The sequence below is a fragment of the Pseudomonas sp. CFSAN084952 genome, from assembly GCF_009648855.1.
In the GTDB taxonomy this organism is placed as follows: Bacteria; Pseudomonadota; Gammaproteobacteria; order Pseudomonadales; family Pseudomonadaceae; genus Aquipseudomonas; species Aquipseudomonas paracarnis.
The window spans coordinates 2,423,722-2,450,643 of record NZ_CP045767.1; the positions used below are offsets into that span (position 1 = coordinate 2,423,722).

23 protein-coding genes are annotated in these 26,922 nt (G+C 61.5%); 16 read left to right on the forward strand and 7 right to left on the reverse strand.

Going from position 1 to position 26,922, the window contains the following annotated elements; all coding sequences use genetic code 11:
- Positions 1 to 71: 71 nt before the first annotated feature.
- Together xerC and GH769_RS10935 are read right to left on the reverse strand one after the other, a co-directional pair.
- Positions 72 to 986, reverse strand: coding sequence for a tyrosine recombinase XerC (gene xerC, locus GH769_RS10930; RefSeq protein ID WP_032902546.1), 915 nt, complete (start codon positions 984 to 986; stop codon positions 72 to 74).
- Positions 987 to 1,094: 108 nt separating this feature from the next.
- Positions 1,095 to 1,907 carry a M949_RS01915 family surface polysaccharide biosynthesis protein gene (locus tag GH769_RS10935; RefSeq protein WP_032902545.1) on the reverse strand — a complete coding sequence of 271 codons (813 nt, stop codon included), beginning with the start codon at positions 1,905 to 1,907 and terminating at the stop codon, positions 1,095 to 1,097.
- Between the two features lie 411 nt (positions 1,908 to 2,318).
- Here GH769_RS10935 and arnC point away from each other — a divergent pair, with 411 nt between their 5' ends.
- The 12 genes from arnC (at position 2,319) to GH769_RS10995 (ending at position 15,405) form a co-directional block, all read left to right on the forward strand.
- Positions 2,319 to 3,353, forward strand: a complete 1,035-nt coding sequence (gene arnC, locus GH769_RS10940; protein WP_153649758.1) for an undecaprenyl-phosphate 4-deoxy-4-formamido-L-arabinose transferase — start codon at positions 2,319 to 2,321, stop codon at positions 3,351 to 3,353.
- The gene (gene arnA, locus GH769_RS10945; RefSeq protein WP_014718463.1) at positions 3,350 to 5,341 is read left to right on the forward strand and encodes a bifunctional UDP-4-amino-4-deoxy-L-arabinose formyltransferase/UDP-glucuronic acid oxidase ArnA; all 1,992 of its coding nucleotides are present in this window, start codon (positions 3,350 to 3,352) and stop codon (positions 5,339 to 5,341) included. The genes arnC and arnA overlap by 4 nt, the downstream gene beginning before the upstream one ends.
- The gene (arnD, locus tag GH769_RS10950) at positions 5,341 to 6,225 is read left to right on the forward strand and encodes a 4-deoxy-4-formamido-L-arabinose-phosphoundecaprenol deformylase (RefSeq protein WP_032903062.1); all 885 of its coding nucleotides are present in this window, start codon (positions 5,341 to 5,343) and stop codon (positions 6,223 to 6,225) included. Before arnA ends, arnD begins: the two co-directional genes overlap by 1 nt.
- Positions 6,222 to 7,877, forward strand: a complete 1,656-nt coding sequence (gene arnT, locus GH769_RS10955; RefSeq protein ID WP_032903060.1) for a lipid IV(A) 4-amino-4-deoxy-L-arabinosyltransferase — start codon at positions 6,222 to 6,224, stop codon at positions 7,875 to 7,877. The genes arnD and arnT overlap by 4 nt, the downstream gene beginning before the upstream one ends.
- Positions 7,874 to 8,221, forward strand: coding sequence for a 4-amino-4-deoxy-L-arabinose-phosphoundecaprenol flippase subunit ArnE (gene arnE / locus GH769_RS10960; RefSeq protein ID WP_014718466.1), 348 nt, complete (start codon positions 7,874 to 7,876; stop codon positions 8,219 to 8,221). Before arnT ends, arnE begins: the two co-directional genes overlap by 4 nt.
- Entirely contained in the window at positions 8,218 to 8,631 is a 414-nt protein-coding gene (arnF, locus tag GH769_RS10965; protein WP_014718467.1) for a 4-amino-4-deoxy-L-arabinose-phosphoundecaprenol flippase subunit ArnF, read from the forward strand. Before arnE ends, arnF begins: the two co-directional genes overlap by 4 nt.
- Complete coding sequence (locus GH769_RS10970; RefSeq protein WP_014718468.1) at positions 8,628 to 10,010, forward strand: UDP-glucose/GDP-mannose dehydrogenase family protein; 1,383 nt, start codon at positions 8,628 to 8,630, stop codon at positions 10,008 to 10,010. The genes arnF and GH769_RS10970 overlap by 4 nt, the downstream gene beginning before the upstream one ends.
- Entirely contained in the window at positions 10,011 to 11,633 is a 1,623-nt protein-coding gene (locus GH769_RS10975; protein WP_032903059.1) for a glycosyltransferase family 39 protein, read from the forward strand. It begins immediately after the preceding gene.
- A 317-nt stretch (positions 11,634 to 11,950) separates the two neighbouring features.
- On the forward strand, positions 11,951 to 12,139 hold the full coding sequence (locus GH769_RS10980; protein WP_256200704.1) for a type VI secretion system contractile sheath small subunit: 189 nt from the start codon (positions 11,951 to 11,953) through the stop codon (positions 12,137 to 12,139).
- Positions 12,140 to 12,304: 165 nt separating this feature from the next.
- Entirely contained in the window at positions 12,305 to 13,015 is a 711-nt protein-coding gene (locus GH769_RS10985; RefSeq protein WP_019817055.1) for an HPP family protein, read from the forward strand.
- Positions 13,016 to 13,146: 131 nt separating this feature from the next.
- Entirely contained in the window at positions 13,147 to 14,250 is a 1,104-nt protein-coding gene (locus tag GH769_RS10990) for an enoyl-CoA hydratase/isomerase family protein (RefSeq protein ID WP_032903058.1), read from the forward strand.
- 3 nt (positions 14,251 to 14,253) lie between these two features.
- Positions 14,254 to 15,405, forward strand: a complete 1,152-nt coding sequence (locus tag GH769_RS10995; protein ID WP_014718473.1) for an acyl-CoA dehydrogenase family protein — start codon at positions 14,254 to 14,256, stop codon at positions 15,403 to 15,405.
- A gap of 131 nt (positions 15,406 to 15,536) precedes the next feature.
- Here GH769_RS10995 and GH769_RS11000 read toward each other — a convergent pair whose 3' ends face one another.
- Genes GH769_RS11000 through GH769_RS11020 form a run of 5 tightly spaced genes read right to left on the reverse strand, consistent with a single transcriptional unit; the run spans position 15,537 to position 21,094 of the window.
- Positions 15,537 to 16,310, reverse strand: coding sequence for an enoyl-CoA hydratase (locus GH769_RS11000; protein WP_014718474.1), 774 nt, complete (start codon positions 16,308 to 16,310; stop codon positions 15,537 to 15,539).
- Positions 16,311 to 16,321: 11 nt separating this feature from the next.
- Entirely contained in the window at positions 16,322 to 17,449 is a 1,128-nt protein-coding gene (locus GH769_RS11005; protein ID WP_032903057.1) for an acyl-CoA dehydrogenase, read from the reverse strand.
- A gap of 9 nt (positions 17,450 to 17,458) precedes the next feature.
- Positions 17,459 to 18,643 (reverse strand): acetyl-CoA C-acyltransferase, encoded by a 1,185-nt coding sequence (locus tag GH769_RS11010; protein ID WP_032903056.1) that lies wholly within the window; start codon positions 18,641 to 18,643, stop codon positions 17,459 to 17,461.
- Positions 18,644 to 18,655: 12 nt separating this feature from the next.
- Positions 18,656 to 19,423, reverse strand: coding sequence for an SDR family NAD(P)-dependent oxidoreductase (locus GH769_RS11015; protein WP_014718477.1), 768 nt, complete (start codon positions 19,421 to 19,423; stop codon positions 18,656 to 18,658).
- Positions 19,424 to 19,444: 21 nt separating this feature from the next.
- On the reverse strand, positions 19,445 to 21,094 hold the full coding sequence (locus GH769_RS11020) for an AMP-binding protein (protein ID WP_014718478.1): 1,650 nt from the start codon (positions 21,092 to 21,094) through the stop codon (positions 19,445 to 19,447).
- Between the two features lie 377 nt (positions 21,095 to 21,471).
- On the opposite strand from GH769_RS11020, the gene GH769_RS11025 reads away from it, so the two are divergent.
- The 4 genes from GH769_RS11025 to GH769_RS11040 all read left to right on the forward strand — a co-directional run bounded on the left by GH769_RS11025 (position 21,472) and on the right by GH769_RS11040 (position 26,822).
- The gene (locus GH769_RS11025) at positions 21,472 to 22,365 is read left to right on the forward strand and encodes a bestrophin family protein (RefSeq protein WP_014718479.1); all 894 of its coding nucleotides are present in this window, start codon (positions 21,472 to 21,474) and stop codon (positions 22,363 to 22,365) included.
- Between the two features lie 70 nt (positions 22,366 to 22,435).
- Positions 22,436 to 23,494, forward strand: a complete 1,059-nt coding sequence (locus tag GH769_RS11030; protein WP_032903054.1) for a tetratricopeptide repeat protein — start codon at positions 22,436 to 22,438, stop codon at positions 23,492 to 23,494.
- Between the two features lie 158 nt (positions 23,495 to 23,652).
- Positions 23,653 to 25,152, forward strand: coding sequence for an ATPase domain-containing protein (locus tag GH769_RS11035; protein WP_014718480.1), 1,500 nt, complete (start codon positions 23,653 to 23,655; stop codon positions 25,150 to 25,152).
- Positions 25,152 to 26,822 carry an ATP-binding protein gene (locus GH769_RS11040; RefSeq protein WP_020302775.1) on the forward strand — a complete coding sequence of 557 codons (1,671 nt, stop codon included), beginning with the start codon at positions 25,152 to 25,154 and terminating at the stop codon, positions 26,820 to 26,822. Before GH769_RS11035 ends, GH769_RS11040 begins: the two co-directional genes overlap by 1 nt.
- Positions 26,823 to 26,922 lie beyond the last annotated feature (100 nt).

Below are 26,922 nucleotides of genomic sequence, written 5' to 3' on the forward strand. Positions count from 1 at the left end.
TCTGGTTGCCTGTGAGGCCCTCTTCGCAGGCAAGCCAGCTCCCACATTTGAATCGTGGTGTATCCACAAGCCTACAAATCAAATCGATCCACCGCCCGCCGCCGCTCATTGTCGTCACGCACGTCATAGCTGGCGGTGGTCTGGATATTGGTGTGATGCGCCAGTTTCTGCGCAATCGACAAATCATGCTCCTCGATCACCCGCGTGATAAACGAACGACGGAAATCATGGGGCATGATCTTGACCCCCACTTGATCGCCGCGCTGGCGCGCGATGTAGTAAATCGCATGCTTGGTGATGCGTTCCCGGGTGATATGGCTGCCTCGCCGGATGCGGTTGAACAAGAAGCTGTCGTCCTGCTCGCCTTCCTTGAGGTGCTCGCGGCGGAACGCCAGCCAGGCCTGCAGCTTGGCAAACGCCCAGTCCGGCGCGTACTTGACCAGCTCTTTGTTGCCCTTGCCGATCACGCGCAAGCTGCGCTCGTCAAAGTTGATCTGTGCCAGGTCCAGGTTCACCGACTCCGACTTGCGCATGCCCGAGCCATATAACAGACCGATCACTGCGGCATCCCGCAGGCCCTGAGGCCGGGGGTCGGCGGCGCAGACGTCGAGCATCTCGCGGATCAAGGTGCGGCGCAGGTTGCGGCCCTGGCCCAGGCGCGTACCGGGCGTGGCCTTGACCGAGCGCATCTTCAACAGGTGGTCCTGGCTGATCAAGCTCATGCGCCACGCCTCATTCATCACCCCGCGCACCGCATTCACATACAGCGACGAGGTGTTCGGCGCAAAGCCGTCCTCGCGCAAGGCAGCCACCAGTGCGATGACGTGTTCGGGCTGCAGCAGGTGCCAGTCAATCTCTTCGAGGTTGAGGTCTTCGAAACCCAGGCGGTCGGCGGCATCCTGCAGCACGTAGCGCATGGTCAACTGGCTGGAAGGCGCCAGGCGGGTGAGGTAAAGGGTCAGCGGGTTGCGAATGGACTCGGTCAAGGTAGATCAGCCTTTGGATTAAATACATCGACCAACTATTTGATTAGTCGATGTATTTAGTGGGTTGGCGAAGGCCGAGTCTAACCCAGGAGCGGCCCTGGCACAAAATCACGGGGCTGTATCGTCGTCCTCACTGGCTGCCTGGGGCTGGGCCTGGGACTGGCTCCAGTCGGCGTCCTGTTGCTGCATCAGCGCGAACCACTGCTGGCGCATAAAAGCGAGATAACTGTCCGGCGCCTTGGCAAAGTCCTTCTCGTCGCCATAGCAGCCTGGCAGGGGCAGTTCGGTGCCCTGCTCCTTGTATTGGCTGACCAACGCTTGCTGCGCCACGACGCTGCAGTCAGTGGGCAGTGGCATGCCGCGCAAGGCGCCAGCGTCCTCATCCCACCAACTTGCGCCCACGCGGTCGAGGCCGCGCAGACGATACTTCTCGGACTTTCCGGCATGCATGATCAGCTTGAATTCGTTGGGGCTGACATCACTGGTGCAGGCCCGCGAATAACCGACTGTAGCCTGGGTATTGCCGTCGCCCAGCAGGTCGGTGACCTTGGTGGCAGCCCGGTCAAAGCGCAGCCCGGCGTCGAATTCGCAGTGCTGTACATCGTCGTACAGCATCCACACGCGCTTGGGGCGCTCGCCTCCCAGCACGTATTGCGCCGCGTAGACAAAGGCCGACTGGGTACCATCGTCATCGCGCTCACCGACTTGCTCGGCGAGTACCAGCAGGTTTTTGCCTTGGCGGTCATCCCAGGTATAGGCGGCGACCTGCTTGCCGCGCACTTCCACCCCGTCCGGCACCTGGTCCAGTGGGGTCAGCGCGACGCCCTGATCAGCCCGCACGCTGGTGACACAGGCCACCGTCATCAACAATCCCATCAGCGCTGGCCGCAACTGGCCGCGTAAAAGCTGCACGCTATTCATCCGAGTACCCTGGCAAGAGAGGGCTTACTTTACCGGCACTTGAGCGCCAATGCAGAGAAGATTGTTGAAGGGCAAACATTGGGCTGATCGCCTCGCTCAGATTGAACCAAGCGTCTTGCACGAAGCTCCGATATCGCCCTGTGAGGCCTACATGTAACGCCTTGATTACTTAGCTGAACCCTAGCTGTCTGCCTGTCAAATAAACGAGTTTTTCATCCGCCTTTCATATTCGTTGCACATTTTTGCGCTTAACCTTGTAGGCAACACTTGAGAGCAATCCGTGGATTATCGACTAACCTATTGAAAACGCATCATCTTTAGCCCCGTTTTATATCCTGCGGGCTGTAGTTTTGCCCAATGAACGCTGCTGTTTTCACGCTTGAAGTCGCTTTAGCCCGAGGTCATGAATCTTTGAAACCCTACCCTATTTATTGCGTGTCGATCGTTATCCCGGTCTACAACGAACAAGAAAGCCTGCCTGAGTTGCTGCGCCGCACCACGGCAGCCTGCAAGCAATTGGCTTACGAATACGAAATCATCCTAGTGGATGACGGTAGCCGCGACAATTCGGCCCAACTGCTCGAAGACGCCGCCGCCGAAGACGGCAGCAATGTGGTGGCGGTGATCCTTAACCGCAACTACGGCCAGCACGCGGCGATCATGGCCGGCTTTGAACAGTGCCGTGGCGAAGTGGTGATCACCCTTGACGCCGACCTGCAGAACCCGCCGGAAGAAATCCCGCGCCTGGTCGAGCAAGCCGCCCTGGGCTACGACGTGGTCGCCACCGTGCGTAATAACCGCCAGGACTCGGCCTTCCGCCGCTGGCCCTCGCGCTTGATCAACCTTGCCGTGCAGCGCTCTACCGGCGTGGCCATGACCGACTACGGCTGCATGTTGCGCGCCTACCGCCGCACCATCGTCGACGCCATGCTCGCCTGCCGTGAGCGCAGCACGTTCATCCCGATCCTGGCCAACGGCTTTGCCCGCCACACCACGGAAATCCTGGTGCACCACGCCGAACGTGAGCACGGCGAATCCAAATACAGCGCCATGCGCCTGATCAGCCTGATGTTCGACCTGCTGACCTGCATGACCACCACGCCCTTGCGCCTGCTGTCCATCGTCGGTTTCAGCCTGGCGGCACTGGGCGTGCTGTTTGCCTTTGCCCTGATCGTCATGCGCCTGGCCTTCGGCGCCGACTGGGCCGGTGATGGCCTGTTCGTGCTGTTTGCGGTGTTGTTCGTGTTCACCGGTGGCCAGTTCATCGGCATGGGCCTTTTGGGCGAATACCTGGGCCGCATGTACAGCGATGTCCGCGCCCGCCCACGCTTCTTTATTGAAAAAGTGCTGCGCAACCAACCGGCAGCACCGGCTCCAGTCGTCGTGGTCGACGGCCTGGTGTCTTCCCATACGTCTACTTCTTCTTCGGATCAGGTCCAGTCATGAGTTCAAAAGCTGTTGTATTCGCCTACCACGATATTGGTTGCGCAGGCATTGAAGCGCTGCTCAGCGCCGGTTACGACATTGCCGCCGTATTCACCCATGCCGATGACCCCAAGGAAAACAACTTCTACGGTTCCGTCGCCCAACTCTGCGCCCGCAATGGCATCCCGGTGCATGCACCGGAAGACGCCAACCACCCGCTGTGGATCGAACGCATCGCCAAGCTGAACCCGGAGTACATCTTCTCGTTCTACTACCGCAACCTGCTGAGCGAGCCGCTGTTGGCCACCGCCCGCAAAGGCGCGTTCAACCTGCACGGCTCCTTGCTGCCTAAATACCGTGGCCGCGCCCCGGCCAACTGGGTGCTGGTCAACGGCGAAACCGAAACCGGCGTGACCCTGCATCGCATGGTCAAGCGTGCCGATGCCGGCGCGATCCTGGCCCAGCAGAAAGTCACCATCGAGCGCAGCGATACCGGCCTGAGCCTGCACGCCAAGCTGCGCGATGCGGCGACTGCCCTGCTGCGTGATGCCCTGCCACAGCTGGCCCAGGGCAAGCTGAGCGAAACCGCCCAGGACGAGAGCAAAGCCACCTACTTCGGTCGTCGCACCGCCGCCGATGGCAAGCTGGACTGGAAAAAGCCCGCCGAGCAACTGTTCAACCTGGTACGTGCAGTGACCCAGCCGTACCCGGGCGCCTTCTGCGCCGTGGGCGAGCACAAGTTGATCGTGTGGCAAGCCGACGTGGTCAAGGGCAACGAAGGTCTGGCGCCTGGCCGTGTAATCAGCGTCAACCCGCTGCGCATTGCCTGCGGTGAAGATTCCCTGGTGGTCAAGTTCGGCCAGCGCAACGAAAACGGCCTGTACCTGGCCGGCCCGTCCCTGGCCGATGAACTGGGCCTGGTGGATGGCTCCGTGCTACGCGGCGCCGAGTCGGGTCGCAAGCCGCGCCGTACCCGTGTGCTGATCCTGGGCGTGAACGGTTTTATCGGTAACCACTTGTCCGAGCGCCTGCTGCGTGACGACCGCTACGAAGTCTATGGCCTGGACATCGGCTCCGACGCCATCGAGCGCCTGCGCAGCCACCCGAACTTCCATTACGTGGAAGGCGACATCAGCATCCACACCGAGTGGATCGAGTACCACATCAAGAAATGCGACGTGGTGCTGCCGCTGGTGGCCATCGCCACGCCGATCGAGTACACCCGTAACCCGCTGCGCGTATTCGAACTGGACTTCGAAGAAAACCTCAAGCTGGTGCGCTACTGCGTCAAGTACAACAAGCGCGTGATTTTCCCGTCGACCTCCGAAGTCTATGGCATGTGCCAAGACCAGTATTTCGACGAAGACACCTCCAACCTGGTAGTGGGCCCGGTCAACAAGCAACGCTGGATCTACTCCGTCTCCAAGCAACTGCTGGACCGCGTGATCTGGGCCTACGGCGACAAGGGCCTGAAGTTCACCCTGTTCCGGCCATTCAACTGGATGGGCCCGCGCCTGGACCGCCTGGACTCGGCGCGTATCGGCAGCTCCCGCGCCATTACCCAGCTGATCCTGAACCTGGTGGAAGGCACGCCGATCCGTCTGTTCGACGGCGGTGAGCAGAAGCGTTGCTTCACCGACATTGCCGACGGCATCGAAGCCCTGGCGCGCATCATTGATAACGACAATGGCGTCTGCGACGGGCAGATCATCAACATCGGCAACCCCGAAAACGAAGCCAGCATTCGCCAGTTGGGCGAAGAGCTGCTGCGTCAGTTCGAGGCCCACCCGCTGCGCCACAACTTCCCGCCGTTCGCTGGTTTCCGCGACGTCGAGAGCAAGGCGTTCTACGGCACGGGCTACCAGGACGTGGCGCACCGCAAGCCGAGCATCGACAACGCCAAGCGCCTGCTGAACTGGGAGCCGAGCGTAGAAATGAGCGAAACCATCGGCAACACGCTCGATTTCTTCCTGCGTGAAGCCATGCTTGAAATTGCGGATAAAAAGTAATGCAGGCAGGTCTTCGCATCGACGTCGACACCTACCGCGGCACCCGTGAAGGTGTGCCGCGGTTGCTCGACTCCCTGGCCGAAGCCGGGGTCAAGGCGACGTTCTTCTTCAGTGTCGGGCCGGACAACATGGGGCGTCACTTGTGGCGCCTGATCCGCCCGCAGTTTTTGTGGAAGATGCTGCGCTCCAACGCGGCCGGCCTGTATGGCTGGGACATCTTGTTGGCCGGCACTGCCTGGCCAGGCAAGCCGATTGGCCGAGACCTGGGGCATTTGATGCGCCAGGCCAAGGCTGCCGGGCATGAAGTCGGCCTGCACGCCTGGGACCACCATGGCTGGCAGGCCAACACCGGGCGTTGGAGCGAGGCACAACTGGTCGAGCAGATTCGACGCGGCGTAGACACCTTGGGCGACATCCTCGGCGAACGCATCGACTGTTCAGCGGCCGCCGGCTGGCGTGCCGATGAGCGTGTGGTGCAAGCCAAGCAAGGCTTCAACTTTCGCTACAACAGCGATTGCCGGGGCTCCAGTCTGTTTCGACCAACCTTGGCCGATGGCAGCGCGGGCACCCCACAAATTCCGGTAGACCTGCCGACCTTCGACGAAGTCGTCGGGCCGGTGGTGGCTGCCAACGATTTCAACCGCTTCATTCTTGATCGGTTCAACGCGTCAAAGCTGAACGTCTACACGATCCACGCGGAAGTAGAAGGGATTCTGATGGCCAATGATTTTCGCCAGTTGCTCGCCCAGGCCGGGCAGCGCGGCATCGAGTTCAAACCCTTGGGCGAGCTGTTGCCCGCGGATGTGACCACCCTGCCCCAGCAACAGCTGGTGCGCGGCGCCTTGACGGGCCGCGAGGGTTGGCTGGGAGTGCAGCAGGCATGATCCGCCGCTGGGCTTTGCCCCTGCTCCTGCTGGCGTTCGCCGTGTTCTACCTGCTGCCGTTGGCCACCCATGGCCTGTGGATTCCCGATGAGACCCGCTATGCGCAAATCAGCCAGGAGATGCTGCTGACCGGCAAGTGGGCCGCGCCGCACTTCATGGGCATTCGCTACTTCGAAAAGCCCGCCGCAGGCTATTGGATGATCGCGCTGGGCCAGGCGATCTTCGGGCAGAACCTGTTCGGCGTGCGGTTTGCCTCGGCGTTGAGCACCGGTTTGAGCATTTTGCTGGTGTACCTGGTCTCTCGTCGGTTGTGGAATGATCCGCAAAAGAGCCTGGTCAGCACGTTGCTCTACATGAGCTTCGTCAGCGTGGCCGCGCTGGGCGGCTATGCCAACCTGGACCCGCAGTTCACCTTCTGGGTCAACCTGACGGGCGTGGCCTTGTGGTTCTGTTTCGACAGCACCACGCGGCGCGCGCGCTTGTGGTCATGGGCCTTGCTGGGCCTGGCGTGCGGCATGGGCTTCATGACCAAGGGCTTCCTGGCCTGGTTGCTGCCGGTGCTGGTCGCCCTGCCCTACGCCGTCTGGCAAAAACGTTTTGTCGAGTTGTGCAAATTTGGCCCTGTTGCCGTGGTGGTGGCGATTGCTGTCAGCGTGCCGTGGGCGTTGGCTGTGCACCTGCAAGAGCCGGACTACTGGCATTTCTTTTTCTGGCACGAGCACATCCAACGCTTTGCCGGTGAAGACGCCCAGCACGCCGAACCCTTCTGGTATTACCTGCCGCTGCTGGTAGGGTTCGCGCTGCCGTGGGTCGCGCTGTTGCCGTCCGCGCTCAAGCAGGCCTGGCTGCAGCGGCGCGTGCCGAAAACCGCGTTCCTGCTACTGTGGCTGTTGATGCCCCTGGCCTTTTTCAGCCTGGCCAAAGGCAAGCTGCCCTCCTACATCATGCCGTGCATGCTCCCCCTGGCCTTGCTGATGGGCTCGGCCCTGAGCGACAAACTGGCTCAAGGTCGCGGCCGTGTGCTGCGCATCAATGGCTGGTTGAACCTGGTGATGGGTGTGCTGGTGTTGCTGGCCCTCAGCTGGTTCCAGTTGAAGAAGCCGGTCTACGAACCGGGTGAGGAAACCGTCAGCCTGGTGCTGGTGTTCATCTTTTTGTTCGGTTGGATCGTGGTCAATCTGCTGCAAGCGGCACGCCCCTTGGCATTGTGGGCCGCGCCGCTGATCGGCAGTGGATTACTGGTGCTGCTGGTGCCTGCGGCGTTGCCCCATTCGGTGGTTTACAACAAGACCCCGGACCAGTTCATCATTGATCACATCGACGAGTTGCAGCCCAGCGTTGCCCTGCTGAGCAACGACCTGGGCGCCGCGTCGGCGCTGTCCTGGCGCCTCAAACGCCCGGATATCACGCTGTACAACACCTCGGGTGAGGTCAAGTACGGCCTGGCTTACGAGGACACGGCCCCGCGTCTGGTCGACCGTAACCGCATCCAGACGTGGATGGCCGAAACCCGTCGTACCGGTGCGGTGGGCGTGGTGATGCGCGTCAATAGCACCGGCGAAAAGGAAGAACTCGCGCTGCTGCCCACTGACGGCAAGCGTTATGCGCAAGGCAAGATCGTGATCCTGATTTTCCCGCAGGTCGCGCCATGATCACCCTGCTGCTACTGCTCACGGCCTGCCTGCTCACCTGCATGGGCCAGGTCTCGCAAAAATTCGCCGTGGAGAGCTGGCGCGGCGTGCCGGACGGCTGGGCACCGAAACTGCGCTCGCCGTGGTTGTGGTCGGCGCTGGTGTGCCTAGGCCTGGGCTTGCTGGTGTGGCTGCTGGTGTTGCAGCGCCTGGAAGTCGGCATTGCCTACCCCATGCTCAGCCTGAATTTTGTGCTGGTCACGCTGATGGCGCGCTTTGTGTTTCACGAACCCATTGATGCCCGTCATTGGCTGGGTGTGGGGCTGGTGATTGCCGGCGTGGTCTTGCTGGGGCGCCAGGTATGAGCCGCATGCGGGGTTTCGCCCTGGCCCTGGGCAGTGTCGGCCTGGTGAGTGGCGCCCAATTGGGCATGCGCTGGAGCATGACGCGCCTGCCGCTGCCCACCCAATGGCTGGCTGCCTTCACGGACAACAGCATCGACCTCGGCGCCCTGGGCGTGGTGATCCTGGCGATCATCGCCTATGCGCTGTCGATGCTGTGCTGGCTCGGCGCACTGAAGCACTTACCCCTGGGCCGCGCCTATTCGCTGCTCAGCATCAGTTACGCGCTGGTGTATTTGCTGGCCGCCAGCCTACCGGTGTTCAACGAAGATTTTTCGCTTTCAAAAACCCTGGGGGTGGCCTTGGTCATCCTCGGCGTACTGGTTATCAACTCTCGTCGTGCTAGCACCTCAAGTCCCAGGAATACCCCATGAAAATCAGTGTATTTGGTAGTGGTTACGTTGGTCTGGTTCAGGCCACGGTATTAGCCGAAGTCGGTCACGATGTCATTTGCATGGACGTTGACAAGCACAAAGTCGAGTCGCTGCAGAAGGGGCATGTGACCATCTTCGAGCCGGGCCTGGCAGCCATGGTCAAGGACAACCTGGAAAGCGGACGCCTGCGCTTTACCCACGACGAAAAACTCGCCGTCGAGCACGGTGAAGTCTTGTTTATTGCTGTGGGCACGCCGTCGGATGAAGACGGTTCGGCCGACTTGAAATACGTGCTGTCGGTGGGTGATGCAGTTGCCCGCCATCGCGTGGCGCCGGTGATCCTGGTGGAGAAATCCACCGTACCGGTAGGCACCGGCGACACGTTGCGTGACCACATCCTCAATAACCTGCGTGCCGCCGGCCGTGAGCTGCAGTTCGATATCGTCTCCAACCCGGAATTCCTCAAGGAAGGCTCCGCCGTTGCCGACTGCCGCCGCCCGGACCGGATCATCATCGGCTGCGAGCGTGAAGAGGTGCGCGACGTGATGCGCGACCTGTACGCACCGTTCAACCGCAACCACGACCGCATCATCTTCATGGACCTGCGCAGCGCAGAACTGACCAAGTACGCCGCCAACTGCATGCTGGCCACCAAGATCAGCTTCATCAACCAGATCGCCGAGTTGGCTGAACACCTGGGTGCCGACATTGAGTCGGTGCGCCTGGGCATCGGTGCCGACTCACGCATCGGCTACCACTTTATCTACCCCGGCTGCGGTTATGGCGGCTCGTGCTTCCCCAAAGACATGCGCGCCCTGATCCACAGCGCCAAGCAGGCCAACTGCTCCAGCGACCTGCTCGAAGCCGTGGAAGCCATCAACCAGCGCCAGAAGAGCAAGTTGTTCGAGCGCATCAACGCGTTCTTCCAGGGCAACCTCAAGGGCAAGACGTTTGCCCTGTGGGGCCTGGCCTTCAAGCCCAACACCGATGACATGCGTGATGCCCCCAGCCGCGTGCTGATGGAAGCGCTGTGGGCTGCCGGCGCCAATGTGCGCGCCTTTGACCCTGAAGCCATGCAGGAAACCCAACGCATCTACGGCGATGACCCGCGCCTGATGCTGATGGGCACCCCGGAATCCACCTTGGGCGGCGCCGATGCGTTGATCGTGTGCACCGAATGGCAGCAATTCAAGGCGCCGGACTTTGACCTGATTCACCAGCGCCTGAAAACCCCGGTGATCTTCGACGGCCGTAACCTGTACGACGGCGAGCGCCTGGCGCGCAAAGGCTTCAAATACTTCCCCATCGGCCGCGGCGATTCCTGCGAGTTGCCGATCCCCCAGCAAAACTGGGTGGAACAGGTCAAGGACGCTTGCTAGGTGAACAACGCCTTACCGTCCGCGCAGCGCGCAACGATCCGCCACCAGTCGCTGGGGCTTGGGCTCTTGGCGCTGGTGCTGTTTATCGTCGGCAACTGGCACCAGGCGATCATCGGCTTTGATTCGCGCTTTGTGCTGTTTGCCCAGGAAATGCTGCGTCACGGGCCGAGTTTCTTTCCCACCACCTATGGTCAGCCGTATGCCGATTACCTGGCGACGTCGACCCTGTTGACGTGGCTGCTGTCGGTGCCCTTGGGCCAGGTCACCAGCCTGACGGCGTGGCTGCCCACTGCGGTCGCGTCGGCGCTGATTGTGGTGCTGGTCTATCGCCTCACTGCACCCTACTCGCCACGTTGGGGCCTGCTGAGTATTGCGATGCTGCTGCTCAGCAGTACGTTCATCAGCGAAACCCGTGCAGTCTCCCTCGACCAGATGCTCGCCGCCGTGGCGTTGGCGGTGTTCTACCTGGGCTACGCCCATGATCATTTCGCCGCAGCCAAGCGCCTGCATTGGGTGTTTTTGCTGGTGCTGCTGGGGTTTGCCATTCGCGGCCCGATCGGCCTGGTGATCCCTACGGGCGTGTTGTGCAGCTACTACCTGATCAACCGCCAGTGGCGCCAACTGTTCAGCTTCGGCCTGCTGGCACTGGCGCTGCTGGCGGCGTGCGTCGGCCTGTTGCTGCTGCTGGCCAAGCTCAGCGGCGGCGAAGATTTTATGCATGACGTGATTCGCATGCAGTTCCTGGGGCGCATGGATGGCAGCGAAGGCTCCGGCGGCGTGCTGTATTACTTCACCAGCTCCCTGGGCAACTACGCCCTGGCCTATCCAATCGCGTTGTTGGTGCTGCTGGCGGTGCTGATGGGCGGTCGACGTGCGCCGGACCCGGCATTGAAGCTGGTGCTCTACTGCGCGGCAGCCGGTGTGTTGGTGATGCTGGGGCTGTCGGTGCCCCAAGCCAAGAAAGCGCGCTATATCCTGCCGATGTTGCCGATGGCCGCGATCATTGCCGCGTATCCCTTCGCGGTCACACAAGGGCGACTGTTTGCGTGGCTGCGCGCCTTGATGCTGGGCATCTGGACGCTGTTGCCAACGCTGTTGGCCATTGGCTTGGTGGTGGCGCGGCGGCGCTACCCGGAACCGCTGGCCGACCTTGAGCTGATCTTCGTCGTGCTTGGCTTGCTACAGGTGCTGGCCCTGCTGGCATTGTTCCGCTCGCGGCTGCGCACCTACGGTCCCGCCTTGGCCGCCGTGCTCTCACTCTGGGCCACCTACATCATGGTGGTTGAACCCCTGGAACGTCAGGTGTACGACACCCGCACCTTCAGCCTCGCCGTCAAGGCGCAGGTTCAACAGCAACCGGCGCCGCTGGTGTTGCACGCACTGGGCAAAGACGCGAAAGCCATCAAATTCATGGTCAACTTCGATTGCGACAAGGTTCCGCTGTTTACCCAATTGCCTGCCGAATTGAAACCGGTCCAGGCGCCGGCATGGTTGGTCATGAGCCAGGCTGATTTCCAGGCGCTGGACGATCCGCGCCTGCGTTCAATCACGCCAACGCTTACCGCAGCGTTCGACAAAACCCCCTATGTGTTGCTGCATTTGGCAAAAGCCTCGACGCCTTGAGTGCTTTTCCGGCTGCACTGTAAGAAGAACGCCCACTCCCTCCACGAGTGGGCGACTTTCATCATAGGTACCAAGAAAACACCTACATTTGTTTGCGTAATGGCTGGTGCACTTTCCCTTCCGGTGCTCGGAGCCCAACTGTAGACTCGCTGCCACGTGCACTTACTATCTACCACCCGATCGTCAGGACTGCCCTGAAACGCTTGGGTCAGGGCACTTCACAACAAGGACGTTGTAGGCTGCCCGCGCGCGATGGCTTACTTCATTGAGAGGACAATGCCGTGCGAGAAGACCTGTTAACCGTACCCTTACCCAGGCTGGATCGTTTGATGGCATTGCGTGACGCACTGGTGGCGTTAAAGGGGCCGTTGGCCGACGACCCCAGGCTGCGCGAAGACTTGCAAGCGCGCCTGTTCAACGAAGAAACCCATAGTCGCGTGCTGGGCAAGATCAACCCCGCTGCATCCGCGTCCACCGGGCAGATAACCTATGGCGAAGCCGGTTAACTGCATTTATTTTGCATTCAATGTTCATTAATATGCAGTGGCGCCACCAGATCAAGCGCGGCACACTGCGCAGGTTCCTTCCCCCAATGTTGGAACCTTCAAAGGGCTGTTCCGGGAAACCAGGCAGGCCTTTTTTTTCGCCCGCTGTTTATGGACCGTCTTTCAATGCTCGCTCGCTGGTTACCCGCTGCAATCAACACCCGTCCCGCCGAATGGAGCCGTGCAGCCATCGGCATGGCCCTGGGCACGCTGTTCAGTGTCTGGGCCTGTGCCCAGGTGTTCGGCATGGAGGTGGCCCTGCACCTGCTCGGCCCTCTTGGCGCATCGGCCGTATTGCTGTTTGCCGTGTCGTCGGGGGCGCTGGCCCAACCCTGGTCGATAATCGGCAGTTACCTGTGTGCAGGCGTCGTCGCGTTGCTGGTCGCCCGCGTCCTGGGGCGCACCTTGGGCAGCGCCTGCCTGGCGGCAGGCATGACGGTGATCCTCATCTGCTGGCTGCGCTGCCTGCACCCGCCGGCCGGCGGCCTGGCCATGACCCTGGTGCTGGCCGATCCGGCATCGGTCGGCCTCGGCTGGTACGAGCTTGCGCCGGTGATGCTAGGGGCCGGCGCCCTGCTCGCCTGCGCGCTGGCCTATAACAATGCCACGCGCACGCGTTATCCCAAGGGGCTTGCCGAGCCTGCCCCGGTTATCCTGGGCACTGCCACCGCCGTGAGCGAGCCGAGCATCACGGCAGCCGACCTCAAGCTAGCGTTGGCCGAGATGGAGCAGTTCTACGATGTCGAACCGACAGAGCTTGAACAACTGATCCACGCCGCCGAGGGCCATGCCCGGCGTCGCAGTATCGGTGAGGTTCTGGCCAGCCGGGTGGTTTGAGCGACACTGCATAAATGCAACAACGACCTGCATGATTCCAAGTTGTACGAGGCAAATTTGCACTGGTACGATCACGAGAGAGTTCGCCCGCGAACGTCTTGATAAAGAACAATAAAAGCAGGGAGTTAGAGATGACTGCTCAGGTTTCATCCCAAGCAAGCCACGCCGAGATCCAGCAGCATGCAGTTCTGGCACAGGTGCGTAACCATATCGGCCACCTCACCCTCAACCGCCCCGCAGGCCTTAACGCCATCACCCTGAACATGGTCCGCCAATTGGCCGCGCACTTGCAGGTCTGGGCCGACGACCCTGAGGTCTATGCCATCGTCCTGCGCGGCGCCGGTGAGAAGGCCTTTTGCGCCGGTGGCGACATCCGTTCGCTGTACGACAGCTTCAAGCAAGGCGACACCCTGCACCAGGATTTCTTCGTCGAGGAATATGCCCTCGACCTTGCCATCCACCATTACCGTAAACCCGTACTGGCATTGATGGACGGCTTCGTACTCGGCGGTGGCATGGGCCTGGTGCAAGGCGCGGACCTGCGGGTGGTCACCGAACGCAGCCGCCTGGCGATGCCGGAAGTGGCCATCGGGTACTTCCCGGATGTGGGCGGCAGTTATTTCCTCTCGCGTATTCCTGGCGAACTGGGCACCTACCTTGGGGTGACCGGCGTGCAAATCCGCGCGGCGGATGCCTTGTATTGCGGGCTGGCGGACTGGTACATCGACAGCGCCAAGCTGGTTGAACTGGATCAGAAGCTCGACCGTCTGCAATGGAGCGAGTCTCCCCTCAAGGACTTGCAAGGCGCACTTGCCAGGCTGGCCGTGCAGCAATTGCCCGACGCCCCGCTGGCGGCCTTGCGCCCGGCCATTGACCACTTTTTCGGGTTGCCGGACGTGCCCAGCATCGTCGAGCAACTGCAACAAGTCACCGTGGCCGATAGCCATGACTGGGCGCTGACCACCGCCAACCTCATGCAGACCCGCTCGCCCCTGGCCATGGCCGTGACCCTGGAGATGCTGCGCCGTGGCCGCCACCTGCCACTGGAACACTGCTTTGCCCTCGAACTGCACCTGGACCGCCAATGGTTCGAGCGCGGCGACCTGATCGAAGGGGTTCGCGCCCTGATCATCGACAAGGACAAGACGCCGAAGTGGAACCCGCCCACCCTCCATGCGCTGGATGCCAGCCATGTGGAGAGCTTCTTCCGCGACTTCGCGCAGATTGAGAAATAAGCCATGCAAGATCTTGAATACACTGAAGAACAAGTGATGATCCGCGACATGGCGCGGGATTTTGCCCGTGGCGAAATCGCCCCCTACGCCCAAGCCTGGGAAAAAGCCGGCTGGATCGACGACGCCCTGGTGGCGAAGATGGGGGAGCTGGGCCTGCTGGGCATGGTGGTCCCGGAAGAATGGGGTGGCACCTATGTCGATTACGTGGCCTACGCCCTGGCCGTGGAGGAAATATCCGCCGGTGACGGCGCCACTGGCGCCTTGATGAGCATCCATAATTCAGTCGGTTGCGGGCCGATCCTCAACTACGGCACCACCGAACAGAAACACACCTGGCTGGCCGAACTCGCCAGCGGCCAGGCCATCGGTTGCTTCTGCCTGACCGAGCCCCAGGCCGGCTCCGAAGCCCATAACCTGCGCACACGCGCCGAACTGCGTGATGGCCAATGGGTCATCAATGGCGCCAAACAGTTCGTCAGCAACGGCAAGCGCGCCAAATTGGCCATCGTGTTCGCCGTGACCGACCCGGAACTGGGCAAGAAAGGCATTTCGGCGTTCCTGGTGCCGACCGACACCCCAGGTTTCGTGGTCGACCGCACCGAGCACAAGATGGGCATTCGTGCGTCAGACACCTGCGCCGTCACCCTCAACCAATGCAAGGTTCCCGAAGCCAACCTGCTGGGTGAGCGCGGCAAGGGGCTGGCCATCGCCCTCTCCAACCTGGAAGGCGGCCGCATTGGTATCGCCGCCCAGGCCCTGGGCATCGCCCGCGCCGCGTTTGAAGCCGCGCTGGCCTACGCCCGTGATCGGGTGCAGTTCGACAAGGCAATCATCGAACACCAGAGCGTGGCCAACCTGCTGGCCGACATGCAAACCCAGCTCAACGCTGCGCGCCTGCTGATCCTCCACGCCGCGCGCCTGCGCACCGCCGGCAAACCGTGCTTGTCCGAAGCCTCCCAGGCCAAGCTGTTCGCCTCGGAAATGGCCGAGCGGGTCTGCTCCAAGGCAATGCAGATTCATGGAGGGTATGGGTATCTGGAGGATTACCCGGTGGAGCGTTACTACCGGGACGCACGGATCACGCAGATTTACGAAGGCACCAGCGAGATTCAGCGGATGGTGATTGCCAGGGAGTTGAAAAACTACCAGCTCTGATGGGCATGACCCAAAGCCCTGTGGGAGCTGGCTTGCCTGCGATGCAGACACCTCGGTACATCAGTTAAACCGAGGCGATGCCATCGCAGGCATGCCAGCTCCCACCTTTGCTCTGCGGCGTTTGGCAGGGGTTACTTATCCTTGAATTGCGGCGCCCGCTTGGCCACGAATGCGGCCATGCCTTCTTTCTGGTCCTGGGTCGCGAACGCCGCATGGAACACCCGGCGCTCAAAGCGCACGCCTTCGGACAGGCTGACTTCAAACGCACGGTTCACGCTTTCCTTGACCATCATGCTGATCGGTACGGATTTACCGGCGATCAGGGCGGCCACTTTCAGCGCTTCTTCCAGCAATTCATCGGCGGGCACGATGCGCGCCACGATCCCGCAGCGCTCGGCCTCTACCGCGTCGATAAAACGCCCGGTCAGGCACATCTCCATGGCCTTGGCCTTGCCCACTGCACGGGTCAGGCGCTGGGTGCCGCCCATGCCTGGCAGCACGCCCAGGTTGATTTCCGGCTGGCCGAACTTGGCGGTGTCGCCGGCAAGGATAAAGTCACACATCAGGGCCAGTTCGCAGCCACCGCCCAGGGCGAAGCCATTCACGGCGGCGATGATCGGCTTGCGGCGATTGGCCACGCGATCGCTGTCGCTGAACAAGTCGTCCATATAGATCTGCGGGTAGGTCAGCTCGGCCATTTCCTTGATGTCGGCACCGGCCGCGAAGGCTTTTTTCGAGCCAGTCAGCACGATGCAGCCAATTTCAGGGTTGGCTTCCAGGCTGTCCAGCGCCTGGTTCAGCTCACTGACCAGTTGTGCATTCAAAGCGTTCAGGGCGTTGGGGCGGTTAAGCGTGATCAGCCCCACACGGCCCTGGACGTCAAGCAGGATGGTTTCGTAACTCATGTATCGGCTCCTTAAAGATTGCGTGAGATGACCATGCGTTGAATATCGCTGGTGCCTTCGTAGATCTGGCAGACCCGCACATCGCGGTAGATCCGCTCCAGGGGAAAGTCGTTCAGGTAACCGTAACCGCCCAAGGTTTGCAAGGCGGCCGAGCAGACTTTCTCGGCCATTTCGGACGCAAACAGCTTGGCCATGGACGCTTCCACCAGCGCCGGCTTGCCACTGTCACGCAGGGCGGCGGCGTAATGCACCATCTGCCGGGCGACGGCGATCTGGGTGGCCATGTCGGCGAGGCGAAAGGCCACGGCCTGGTGTTCGACCAACGGCTTGCCAAAGCTTTCACGCTCACGGGCATAGTCGCGGGCCGCTTCGAAGGCGGCACGGGCCATGCCCACCGACTGGGAGGCGATGCCCACGCGGCCACCTTCCAGGTTGGCCAAGGCGATTTTGTAGCCCTCGCCCTCCTCGCCCAGACGGTTGGCCAACGGTACTTTCACGTCTTCAAACAGGATCTGGCAAGTGTCCGAGGCATGCTGCCCCAGCTTGTCTTCCACCCGTGCCACGGTATAACCGGGCGAATCGGTGGGCACGATAAACGCGCTGATCCCACGCTTGCCTGCGGCGGGGTCGGTGACCGCAAACACAATCACGATCCCGGCGTTTTGCCCGGAGGTGATGAACTGTTTGCAGCCGTTGAGTACATAGTGGTCGCCTTCAAGGCGCGCCCGGGTTTTCAGGCTGCTGGCATCGGAGCCTGCCTGGGGTTCGGTCAGCGCGAAGGCACCGAGCATGGCGCCACTGGCCAGGGGCGTGAGGAACTGCTCTTTCTGCTGGTCATTGCCAAACTTGAGGATCGGCACACAACCCACCGAGTTGTGCACGCTCATGATCGTGGAGCAGGCACCGTCGCCGGCGGCGATTTCTTCCAGGGCCATGGCGTAGGCCAGGTAGCCAGTGTCGCAACCGCCCCACTGTTCCGGGACCAGCATGCCGAAAAAGCCCAGTTCGGCCATTTGCGCAATGGCCTCCTTGGGAAAACGATGCTCGCGGTCCCACGCGGCGGCGAAGGGTTTCAAACGTTCCTGGGCAAATTGCCGGGCGGCGTCGCTGATCTGCAGTTGTTCGTCATTGGGCAACATAGGTCATCCTCAATACAAGCATTCAACGGCCATGGCCGTGGCTTCACCGCCGCCAATGCAGATAGCGGCGACGCCACGCTTGAGGCCCTTCTGGCGCAGGGCCGCGAGCAACGTCACCAGGATGCGTGCGCCGGAGGCACCAATGGGGTGGCCCAATGCACAGGCACCACCATGCACGTTGACCTTGTCATGGGGAATCTCCAGCTTGCTCATGGTCACCAGGCTGACCACGGCGAAGGCCTCGTTGATTTCGAACAGGTCCACCTCGTCGAGGCTCCAGCCGGTCTTGCTCATCAGTTTGCGAATCGCCCCCACCGGCGCCACCGGAAACAGCCCAGGCTCATCGGCAAACGCGGCGTGCCCGTGGATCACTGCCAACGGCTTGAGGCCGCGCTTGAGCGCCTGGGACTCACGCATCAGCAACAACGCCGCGGCGCCATCGGAGATCGAGCTGGAGTTGGCTGCTGTCACTGTACCGCCGTCACGGAACGCCGGTTTCAGGCTGGCAATCTTGTCCAGCCTGGCTTTCGGCGGTTGCTCATCGTGCAGAATGGTTTTTTGTTCTTTGCCCACGGTGACCTGCACCGGGACGATTTCACTGGCAAAGCTGCCGTGGGTGATAGCCTCTTGTGCGCGGGTCAGGGAAGCGATGGCAAACGCGTCCTGAGCTTCACGGGTAAAACCATTGTGCTCGGCGCAGTCCTCGGCAAAGGTGCCCATCAGGCGCCCCTTGTCGTAGGCATCTTCAAGGCCGTCGAGGAACATATGGTCCAGCACCTTGCCGTGGCCCATGCGGTAGCCGCTGCGCGCACGGTCCAGCAGGTACGGGGCGTTGGACATGCTTTCCATGCCGCCCGCGATCACTACATCGACACTGCCAGCGCGCAGCGAATCGTGGGCCAGAATCGTCGCTTCCATGCCGGAACCGCACATTTTGTTGAGGGTGGTGCAGCGCGTGCCCTTGTCCAGCCCGGCGCCCAAGGCAGCCTGGCGAGCAGGCGCTTGCCCAAGCCCGGCGGGCAGTACACAGCCAAACAGCACTTCGTCGACGGCATCGGTGGCGATACCGGCACGCTCGACCGCCGCACGAATGGCGGCTGCGCCCAGTTGCGGCGCGGTCAGGCTTTTGAGGTCGCCCTGGAACCCGCCCATGGGCGTGCGCACGGCGCTGACAATAACAATTGGATCGTTCATAGCCATTGCTCCTTATTTGGCGGCCATGCGCAAGGCACCGTCGAGACGGATCACCTCACCATTAAGCATGCTGTTTTCAATGATGTGGCGTACCAGCGCGGCATATTCGGCGGGTTTGCCCAGGCGTGGCGGGAACGGCACGCCGGCAGCCAGGGAGTTGCGGACTTCGTCGGTCATGCCGGCCATCATCGGGGTTTCGAAAATGCCGGGTGCAATGGTCATCACCCGGATACCAAAGCGCGCCAGTTCCCGCGCGGCAGGCAAGGTGAGGCTGGCGATCGCGCCCTTGGACGCGGCATACGCAGCCTGGCCGATCTGCCCATCGAATGCCGCCACCGAGGCGGTATTAATGATGACGCCCCGCTCGCCGTCGGCATTCGCCTCGGTTTCAGCGATCGCCGCAGCGGCCAGGCGCAGCAGGTTGAAACTGCCGATCAAGTTGACGTTGATGACTTGGGCAAAGCTCGCCAGGCCGTGCGGGCCGTTCTTGCCGAGGATCTTCTCGCCACGCACGACACCCGCGCAGTTGACCAGGCCGTGCAAGCCCCCAAAGGCCTCGACCGCCGCCGTCACGGCCGCTTCTGCAGCGGCTTCCTGGCTGATGTCCGCCACGGCGCTGCGGGCATTGTCGCCCAGTTGCTTGGCCTTGGCAGTCACGGCGTCGGCGTTCAAGTCCACCAGCATCACCTTGGCACCCGCGGCGACCAGCATTTCGGCCGTGGCCGCGCCGAGGCCCGACGCGCCGCCGCTGACCAGGAATACCTTGTTTTCAATCTGCATCGTTGTTTCCTTTTAAAAGGGTCAAGCCACGGCCGCCTGGGCCTTGGCTATTTCCTGATTGCGCAAAATAAAGCGTTGCAGCTTGCCGCTCGGGGTCTTGGGCAAGTCGCTGACAAATTCGATTTCCCGCGGGTACGCATGGGCGGCCAGGCGCTGGCGCACATGCAGGCGCAGCTCTTCAGCCAGCTCCGGGGTGGCGCGGTATTGCTCGCTGATCACCACAAAGGCTTTGACCAGCTCAGTGCGCTCCGGGCAAGGCTTGCCGACCACGGCAGCCTCGACCACCGCCGGGTGTTCGACCAACGCGCTTTCCACGTCGAAGGGGCCCACGCGGTAGCCGGATGTAGTGATCACGTCGTCGCTGCGTCCGACAAAGCTGATGCTGCCGTCCGGGTTCAGCTCCACGGTGTCGCCGCTGAGGTAATACTTGCCGACGAACGCCTTGGTTTTCACGCCGTCGTACCCGGCAAACCAGCACATAGGCGATTGCTCGCGGTCGATGGCCAGGATGCCGGGTTGGCCGGCTGGCAGCTCCTGATGGTTGTCATCCAGCACCACGATGCGATGCCCTGGCGAGGCAAAACCCGCCGAGCCCACATGCACCGGATGCGCCAAACCATGGTGATTGCACAGCACCATGCCCAGCTCGGTCTGGCCGTAATGGTCGTGGATGGTCACGCCCAGGTGGTCGGCGAACCAGCGGATCACCTCCGGGTTCAAAGGCTCACCGGCGCTGCTGACGATGCGCAGCTTGCCCTTGATCGAACCGGCGAACTGTTCGCCACCGGCAATCAACAGCCGATACGCCGTGGGCGAACCGGTCAGGTTGGTGATCGCGTATTTATTGATGACCCGGCAGGTGCTTTCCAGGGTGAACGGGCCATCGTAGAAGGTGATCGGGTGCCCCATGGACAACGGCCCGGTCACGCCGAAATAGATGCCATAGGCCCAGCCAGGGTCGGCAACGTTCCAGAATGCGTCCTCGGGGCGCAAGTCCACGGCGTCGCGCATGTAGCCCTGGAACGCGACGATGGCCTTGAGCGGTACCGACAGCGCCTTGGACGGGCCGGTGGTGCCGGAGGTGAACATCAGCAGGAACGGCTCCTCTGCGCCCAGCAGCACCGGCTCGCAGTGAGAAGAGTAGCTGGGCAGTTCGGCCCAGAAGCTGTAGTCGCCCCGCACGATACCTTCGCCCTTGGCCCCGGCGACCGTGACGATGGTCGGGCAGTCGGCGACTTCCGCCAGCTTGGGACGGTTCACTGCATCGGTGACCACCAGCGCTGCACCCGAGCTGTTCAAGCGATGTTCAATTGCCTTGGGTCCGAACGCGGTAAACAGCGGCTGATAGACCGCGCCGATGCGCCACGTCGCCAGCACGACCACCAACAATTCGGCAGTACGGGGCAACAGGCCCGCCACCTTGTCACCGCGCTTGACGCCCTGGGCCAAGAGGAAGTTGGCGAAACGCGCGGCCTGCTCTTGCAGTTCGGTAAAGGTTGACGTGGCGCTGCGTCCGTCCTTGCCCTCCCAGAACAACGCGATGCGCCCCGGCAACGCGTGACGGTCACAGCATTCCACGCAGGCATTGAGCGCTTGCAGGTTGCCGGCCAGTGCGGCGTCGACGGTGTGCTGGTAATCAAACTCGGTGGTGGCAGCCAAATACTCACGCATCGCTTCCTATCCTTCTGTGTTTTTATTTTCAGGACGTTTTCAACTCGAGAAAAGCGCTGAAATAGTCGCTCCAGAGCGGCGCAGCGGCAATGGTAAAAGCTTTCAACTTGGCTGACTGGTTTGGCCAGTCCGTAGCGAAACGCGGGGGGCTTTTTCGCTTTTCGGTGGGAGCGGGCTGGCCCGCGAAGGCGGTGGGTCAGTCACCACAGCTGTCACTGCACCACCGCTTTCGCAGGCAAGCCAGCTCCCACAGGGTTATGTACTGCCCGGCTCCCACGTTAGTCATTGAGTCGACTGATCAGGCGGTCGATCCAAGTGATTGGACGCGATGCATAGCAGCTTCTAATCTGACCGCCTGCACGCCATAGAAGCCCTCCATGATCGTTCGCCCTAAACCCAACGTCCTGGGTATCCTGTTCTCCCTCAAAGGCTCCATTGCCAAGCGCATTGCCTGGCGCAGCCTCCTGGTCACGCTGTTGGCCTCGGTCATCGTGCTGGTGGAAACCCTGCACCCCGCCTATTTTTCCAAGGTCAACGCTACGCCCTTCACCTTGTTGGGCCTGTCATTGTCGATCTTCATGAGTTTTCGCAACAACGCCTGCTACGACCGTTGGTGGGAGGGCCGCAAGCAACTGGGGCAAATGGTCATTGACGTGCGCTCGCTGATTCGCGAGACCCAGGTGCTGGGGGACACCGCCGAGCGTGCTGGCCTGCTGCGCGGCCTGTGCGGTTTTGCCCATGGCTTGGTCGCGCATTTGCGCCATGAAGATCAAGCCCGGGCGATACACCCTTGGATCAGCATGCCAGTGGGCCACCCCAACTTGCCGGACAGCGTGCTGCAAACGGTCGGTGCGCGCTTTTCGGTCCTGGCACAACAGGGCGTGATCAGCGAATGGCGCTACACCCAACTGGAAGCCCGGCTAGTCAGCCTGAGCCAGGTGCAGGCGGCATGCGAGCGCATCAAGACCACGCCACTGCCCTTTCCCTACACCCTGCTGTTGCACCGCACCATTTACCTGTTCTGCATCTTGCTGCCATTCGCCATGGCCGAGCCACTTGGCTGGTTGACGCCAGTGTTCACCGCGATTGTCAGCTACACCTTCTTTGGCCTGGATGCGATTGGCGACGAATTGGAAGACCCCTTCGGCTTCGACGAAAACGACTTGCCGTGTGATGCTATCCTGCGGACATTGGAGCGCGAGATCCTCGCCGCCCTTGGTGAAGTCAACCTGCCGCCAGCGTTGGAGCCAGCGGACTACGTGCTGACCTGACGCGGGTTTGACACTCGCCTCGCACTGACCGAAGCTTGGAACTTTGCTGCCCAAGCTTTCGGACGCCTGCATGTCAAAGTCACGCCGTTACTCCATCATCGGCCTGTGCGCCCTGTTGTTGATCGTACTGATCACCTGGTTTTTCTCCCGCACCCCTGCAGTGGCCGTACCCCCAGCCATCGCCCATGGCTATTCCAAGGCCTTGAAGCAGGCGCATAACGGCGAGCCCGGCGCCGCACGTGTGTTGTACCAACAGTTGGGCCGGCCGGACCTGTCGCCCAAGCGCCGCGCCGCCTTGCATGCTGAGCTGCCCAATTACCCCAGCCCCCAGGCGCTGAAGCTGGCCGATAAAGACCTCGCCAATGAGTCGGCGCTGGTGCGCGAAGCCGCTATTCACAGCATCGTCGGCCTGGTGCCCACTGGCCAGCGCACCTTACTGCTCGGTCCGGTGCTGGACGATCCGGAACAATCGGTGCGCTTTGCCGCCGCCAACGCCTTGCTGGGCCTGTCGCCCGATACACTGGGTTTGTACTTTGGCCCACTGCAGCAGGTGCTCGATGAATTCGTGACAACGCTCAAGGCCCAGCCCGAAACCGCTGAAGGCTGGATTCAATTGGCGCGTCTGTACATCCACAGCGCCCTGCTGCCGGAGGCGCAAAACGCCCTGGAGCAGGCAATGCGCTTGCAGCCGGACAACCTGCAAGCGGTGGTATCGCAAATCGAACTGCTGGACAAGCAAGGCAAGACCGACGAGTCGCGCCAACTGCTGGCCCGGCAACTGGCGGCGCATCCGGAGTCGGCCTACCTGCAACATGCCTTGGGCATGTGGCTGTTGCACCATGGCGAGCGCCCCTACGCCCTGCTCGGCCTGTCCAAGGCGGTGGAGCTTGCGCCGGACAACCCGGATTATCGCTATGACCTGGCCACCACCCTGCACGCCCAGGACGAAGTAGAGGCGGCCCAGCGCCAGTTGGAAGAAATCGTCCAGCGGCATCCCGCCAATCGCAAAGCCCGCGTGTTGCTGGTCAATTACTGGAAAGAGACCGGGCAGTTGCAGAACGTTCAGGTGCTGCTCGCCCAACTGGAGCAACAGAACCCGGATGATCCGGCGTTACAACAGGGCCTCTGATAGGCGATCAGCTCAGCACTGCAAAAAAACGTGTAAAGCGACCTCTCTTCGTACAATTCATCCAAAACGTTGAACCGCTAGTGGCCACTACGGTCAAGTGAATATGGCACGTCCCAGTCGGCGTGCCCCTCTACTTGTACGTGACCTGAGGGCACTTCTTGAGTACATCCAAACAGCTGTTGAGTGAAAAGGCGGCCACCGGCGTCGAAGGTCTTGATGACATTCTTGCCGGGGGGCTATCGCGAAGCCACGTGTTTTTGCTCGAAGGCGAACCCGGCACCGGTAAAACCACCGTGGCCCTGCATTTTCTGCGGGCCGGTGCGCAGAACGGCGAACGTTGCTTATATATCACCCTGTCCGAAACCGAGCACGAACTGCGCCAGGGTGCCAAATCCCACGGCTGGGACTTGGATGAGCATATTCATATCTTCGAGCTGACCCCACCGGAAAGCCTGCTCAACGCCGATCACCAGCAAAGCCTGCTGTACTCCTCCGACCTGGAGCTGGGTGAAGCCACCCGCCAGATCTTTGAAGTGGTAGAGCGGGTCAAGCCGACCCGCGTGGTGGTCGACAGCCTGTCTGAGATCCGCCTTCTGGCGCAAAGCTCGTTGCGCTATCGCCGGCAGATCCTGGCGATCAAGCACTACTTCGTGCGTTATGACGCCACCGTGTTACTGCTGGATGACTTGACCACCGAATCCCTGGATAAGACCGTGCACAGCGTTGCGCACGGGGTGATTCGCCTGGAGGAGCTGACGCCCAACTATGGCGCCGAGCGTCGGCGTATCCGGGTGGTCAAGTACCGGGGCCAGAAATACCGTGGCGGCTTCCACGACTTCACCATCATGGGCGACGGCATTCACGTATTCCCGCGCCTGGTGGCGGCCGAACATCGCGGCGGTTACAACCGTCAAACCTTGAGCAGCGGTATCGAGGAGTTGGATTCTCTGCTCGGCGGGGGGATCGAGACCGGCTCCAGCAGCCTGATTCTCGGCCCGGCCGGTACCGGCAAGTCTTTGATCTCGATGATCTTCGCTGCCGCCGCCGTGGCCCGTGGCGAAAAGGCTGCGCTGTTCATCTTCGATGAAGAGCTGGGCCTGCTGTTCGAGCGCATGAAGAACATGGGCATCGACCTCGCCGCCTTACGGGACACCGGAAACCTGCTGATCGAACAGGTCGACGCGGCCGAACTCTCCCCCGGCGAATTTTCCCACCGGGTTCGCCGCTGCGTGGATGAGCGCGGTATCAAGACCGTGGTCATCGACAGTATCAACGGCTACCAGGCGGCCATGCCCGAAGAAAACGCGCTGATCCTGCATATGCATGAACTGCTGCTGTACCTTAACCGCCGTGGTGCAGCCACCTTCATGACGGTGGCCCAGCACGGCCTGGTCGGCGACATGCAGACGCCGGTCGACATCACCTACCTGGCCGACACCGTGATCTTGCTGCGTTATTTCGAGGCCCTGGGTAAAGTTCGCCGGGCCATTTCGGTCATCAAAAAAAGAACGGGCTCCCACGAGTCGACCATTCGTGAATATCGCATCGGCAGCCGCGGTATGACGGTAGGTGTACCCCTGGATAACTTCCAGGGTGTGCTGCGGGGCATTCCAACCTATATGGGTGCCGGCTCCCCTCTGCTCAAGGATGAGGGCTAGTGCCGGCCCTGTCTCCCGTCTACGAGCGTGCCATCGTGCTGGCGCCCATGGGCCGCGATGGCTCATTGGCGCTGATGATGCTTAACGAAGCCGGCTACAGCGGGATTGTCGCCAACAGCCTGGCCGCTCTGTGCGAAGAGCTGACGCAAGGCGCCGGCCTGCTCATCATTGCGGCTGAGGCACTGCGTGGCGTCGACCTTGAGCCGTTACTCGAGCTGTTGCATCAGCAACCGGCCTGGTCCGACCTGCCTATCGTGCTGATGACCCAGCATGGCGGCAAAGAGCAGAACGGCTCGACGCGGCTGAGCGGCTTGCTGGGCAACGTCACGTTTCTGGAGCGGCCGTTCCATCCCATCACCTTGATCAGCCTGGTGAGCGCGGCCCTGCGCGGTCGACGGCGCCAGTACGAAGCGCGGGACCGGTTGATTGACTTGAGCGAGAGTGAGTTGCGTCTCCAGCGCACTTTGGAAACGCTTGAGCAGCAAGTGGAAGAACGCACCGCCCAACTGCGTCACAATGAAGAAGCCCTGCGCCAATCGCAGAAAATGGAAGCCGTTGGCCAGTTGACCGGGGGTATCGCCCATGACTTCAACAATATGCTTACCGGCATTATCGGTAGCCTGGAACTGCTACGCCGACGTGTGTCCCGGGGCAAACTGGATGACCTGGACAGCCTGATCGACCTGGGCGTGACCTCGGCCAACCGCGCAGCGAGCCTCACCCATCGACTGTTGGCGTTCTCCCGTCGACAATCACTGGACTCCAAGCCTGTGCAGATCAACCAGTTGGTCACGTCCATGGGCGAATTATTGCAACGCAGCATCAACGAAAGTATCAACCTGGACATGCGCCTGAGCGACGCCTTGTGGACGGCCGAGGCCGACCCGAACCAGCTCGAAAGCGCCCTGCTCAACCTGGTGATCAACGCGCGCGACGCCATGCCCACGGGTGGCACGCTGACCGTGGAGACCACCAATCGTCACCTCGACAGTGTCTTTACCGCCGCCTACGGCACCTTGACCCCGGGCGACTACGTAGAACTGAGTGTCAGCGACAACGGTTGCGGCATACCGCAACACCTGATGGATCGCGTGTTTGATCCGTTTTTTACCACCAAACCCATCGGCCAAGGCACCGGTCTTGGGCTGTCGATGATCTACGGCTTCGCTCGCCAGTCTCGTGGGCATGTGACCATCCACAGCGAAGTCGGCAAAGGTACGACGGTCAGTTTGTTCCTGCCGCGCTTTATCGGTGAGCCCCAAGCTCAGGAGCCGCTCAACCCGACATTGCTGCCGTTTGCCAATGCAGGGGAAACGGTTTTGATCGTCGAGGATGATCCCGCAGTTCGGGTGTTGGTCAGCGCGGTGCTCAAAGAACTGGGTTACGGGTTTATCGAGGCTGGGGACGCGAATGCGGCGGTGCCGATCATTGAATCCGAACAGCGCATCGACCTGATGATCAGCGACGTCGGTTTGCCGGGGATGAACGGCCGACAACTGGCGGAAATCGGCCGGCAGATTCGTCCGGAACTCAAAGTATTGTTTATTACCGGATACGCCGAGCACGCCGCGGTGCGGGGTGGCTTCCTGGACCCGGGGATGCAACTGATCACCAAGCCTTTTACGTTTGATTTGTTGACGGCCAAGGTGCGTGAGATGATCCAGGCGTAGAGCGGCCACATGTGGCAATAAGTCGTCACGGTTTAGCAGGCAGCAGATGGAATCGATGTGAGTTTTTTTCCACATACGTTGGCGAATAACGCACTACCCA